This is a genomic window from Bacillus sp. AM 13(2015), from assembly GCF_001518755.1.
GTDB lineage: Bacteria > Bacillota > Bacilli > Bacillales > Bacillaceae > Bacillus > Bacillus safensis.
The window spans coordinates 1-3,386 of sequence record NZ_LKCP01000023.1; the positions used below are offsets into that span (position 1 = coordinate 1).

Here is a 3,386-nt window from a genome sequence, read left to right on the forward strand (position 1 = left end):
AAAAGATTTTTCAAAAGAGTTGTTTACTAGAAAAGACCTTTCATTTCGAATTACGAGCAGTGCATTTACTCTTTTTGAAATAGAAGCTGTTGATTTTGATGACGGAACGTTATATTTTAATACAAATCGCGGGAAGAAAGGCACACAAGAAGATATGATCGCGACGTTCAATGATTATAACTATTACAAGTGATAGGTTATTTGCAAAAAGCCCCTCAGTTTATGAGGGGCTTTTTCCGTCCATCACCCATAATAATTATTGGCTTGAATAAAAAATTGGGATTGTGTGTAGTTATATGTGATTTTCGAAAAGTCGAAGGGCTGGCCGTTTGTGAGGTGAAAGACCGTCTCGACGCGGAGGGCGGGATCGTCTTGTTTGAGGCCGAGGTGCGTCGCTTCGGTTTCATTCAATTTGCCTACTTGTAAGTACATATCGGAGAAACCGACTTTGAGCCCCAAACCTTCACTGACGAATTTAAAAACAGAATCGGCGGCAATTTCTGTGTTGAGATAAGGAATAATCGTTTTTCGGTAATAGGATTCTTCTAAACATAAGGTTTGTCCGTTGATGTAACGAATGCGTTTAAGGTAAAAAACATCTTCATCTTGTTCAATGTTCAAATTAAGTGCAGCTTCTTCGGACGGTTTGATGGTGTCTAGCATTAAAACCTCTGATGTCAGTTGAAATTCCTCTAAGTCTTTTTTAAACCCTTGGTTGGATAAAAGGCTGATGTATCCCTTGCGCCGGTGTCTTCGAACAAAGATGCCGCTGCCCCTCACTTGATAGATAATTCCTTTTTTTTCGAGTAATTCTAACGATTTGATAATGGTACTTTTGCTCACAGCAAATTGACTCATGAGTGTTTCGAGTACAGGGAGCTTATCTCCTTGTTGCATCTCATGGGTGACAATATATTTTTCAATATCGCTCGCAATTTGTTGATACTTTAACATGGCTATTCCTCTTTGTTTTCACGATTTATTGTCTTTGTATTATAGCACATACCTAATTTCCTTTGATATGCTATCTAAAATTATATATGTATTGATAAATTGTACCGGTATAATTATAATGTACATATACTAGTAGTGATAAAGGGGGGTTTTATATGTCAAAAGTGAGGGACTATCAAAAGCTTGCAGAAGACATCTTAGAGGCAGTTGGCGGAGAAGAAAATGTGGTGAGTGCTGCAAGATGCGCCACGCGGCTGCGTTTGGTCTTGAAACGTTCGAATCCAAAGGCAAAGGAAGCAGTCAATGCGATGCCTGGCGTCATTACCGTGGTGGAAAATGGCGGTCAATTTCAGGTCGTTATCGGTCAGCATGTTGGTGAGGTATATGAGCATTTTTCAAGCCTTGTTCAGCTGCAGCCGTCTGATGATGATCAGCCAAATGAAAACAAGGGAACGGTGCTGAACCGTGTCATCGCGACCATGTCTGCTGTGTTTGCGCCATTTGTGTATATTTTGGCAGCAGCAGGTATTTTACAAGGTGCACTTATCCTCATTAATTTATTATTTCCAAGCTTCTCGAAAACGGGAACGTATGAAGTCTTTAGCTTTATTTCATGGGCGCCGTTTACGTTTTTGCCTATCTTTATCGCCATCACAGCAGCCAAGCATTTTAAAACGAATATGTATATCGCCGTAGCGTGTACAGCAGCGCTTGTCAGTCCAGCTTGGACGGAGATTGCTGGACGCGTGGCATCAGGGGAAGGCGTTACTTTTTTAGGCATAGCGTTATCTGAAACGGTTTATACGTCATCTGTTTTGCCGCCGCTATTCTTGGTATGGATCCTTTCATATGTAGAGAGATTTTTAAACAAACGCATTCACGAGGTGGTCAAACCGTTATTTGTCCCATTTATCTGCATGGTTGTCATGGTTCCGTTAACGATTCTATTAATTGGTCCTCTTTCGACAGCCGGTGCAAATGGGATTGCAAACGGATACAATGTTTTAGCGGAAAATGTCCCAGCTTTAGCAGGTGCTATTATCGGAGGATTCTGGCAAGTGCTTGTCATTTTCGGTGTTCATTGGGGCATCACACCAATGGTGCTCGCCAACTTTGAACAATATGGACGTGACTCCTTCCAGGCATATCAAACCATCGCTGTTATCGCTCAGGTCGGCGCAGTGTTAGGGGTTATTTTAAAAGCAAGAAACCGCGAAACACGAAAAGTCGGGGTTTCAGCGGGAATCACGGGTCTCTTTGGAATTACTGAGCCTGCGATTTATGGGGTTACCCTGCGTTTCAAAAAACCATTTATTTTCGGATGTATATCTGGAGCGGTCGGTGCCATTGCTGCCAGCTTCTTTACGCCTTATTACTTTGCGTATGCAGGTTTGCCTGGTCCACTGACGATTGTAAACGGAATTAGTTCAGATTATCCAACATCAATTATCGGCATATTGATTGGTGTCGCAATTGCGCTGATCTTACCAGTTGTGCTTATTCAAATGTTTGGTTATGGGGAAGATACAGTGGAACAGACAGCCGGTGCAACGTCTGATAAAGAGCAAGTTGGAGAAAAAATGAATGCTTCGATGAATAATGAAGAGACCATTCCTGCACCGCTTGCAGGGAAAGTGATCCCGTTATCTGAAGTGCCAGATGCCGTATTTAGCTCGGGGGCGATGGGCAAAGGGTTTGCGATTGAACCGACAGACAACAAGCTGTATGCACCGTTTGACGGCAGTGTCGTCATGCTTGCGCCAACAAAGCATGCGATTGGACTGCGTTCAGAATTCGGGGTGGAGTTACTAGTTCATGTAGGAATTGATACGGTTTCCCTAGATGGCTCAGCATTTACTCTGCATATCAAAGAAGGCAGTAAGGTGAAGAAGGGTGACTTGTTGATGACATTTGATCAAGAAGCCATTGAAAGCAAAGGATTAAAAACAATCACACCAGTCATCATCACCAATACACAAGCGTACGAAGATGTGATTGTAGAAGAACAATCGACATGTCAGCCAACAGACGTCATGATCACAATTGTGAAATAGGAGGAATGAATAATGACATTACCAAAAGATTTTCTATGGGGCGGAGCATTAGCTGCACATCAATTTGAAGGTGGATGGAATGAAGCAGGAAAAGGCCCAAGTGTTGTAGATGTGATGACAGCAGGTGCTCACGGAGTACCGAGACAAATAACTGAAACGATAGAAGAAGATAAATTTTATCCGAACCATGAAGCGATCGATTTCTACCATCGTTATAAGGAAGATATCGCAATGTTTGCCGAAATGGGTTTAAAATGTTTACGTACATCGATTGGCTGGAGCCGGATTTTCCCTAAGGGAGATGAAGCAGAACCGAATGAAGCAGGGTTACAATTCTATGATGATGTATTTGATGAACTGCTCAAGCATGGCATCGAG

The 3,386-nt window shown here is 42.3% G+C and carries 2 protein-coding genes and 2 pseudogenes; 3 read left to right on the forward strand and 1 reads right to left on the reverse strand.

Annotated features, from left to right (window positions below):
- Positions 1-193: pseudogene (locus AOQ70_RS02900) on the forward strand (hypothetical protein); the annotation flags it as partial.
- A gap of 50 nt (positions 194-243) precedes the next feature.
- Here AOQ70_RS02900 and AOQ70_RS02905 read toward each other — a convergent pair.
- Complete coding sequence (locus AOQ70_RS02905; protein WP_039182781.1) at positions 244-954, reverse strand: GntR family transcriptional regulator; 711 nt, start codon at positions 952-954, stop codon at positions 244-246.
- A 155-nt stretch (positions 955-1,109) separates the two neighbouring features.
- Between AOQ70_RS02905 and AOQ70_RS02910 the strand changes: the two genes are divergently transcribed.
- Positions 1,110-3,008 (forward strand): beta-glucoside-specific PTS transporter subunit IIABC, encoded by a 1,899-nt coding sequence (locus tag AOQ70_RS02910; RefSeq protein ID WP_058838372.1) that lies wholly within the window; start codon positions 1,110-1,112, stop codon positions 3,006-3,008.
- A gap of 9 nt (positions 3,009-3,017) precedes the next feature.
- Positions 3,018-3,386, forward strand: a pseudogene (bglA, locus tag AOQ70_RS02915) (6-phospho-beta-glucosidase BglA); the annotation flags it as partial.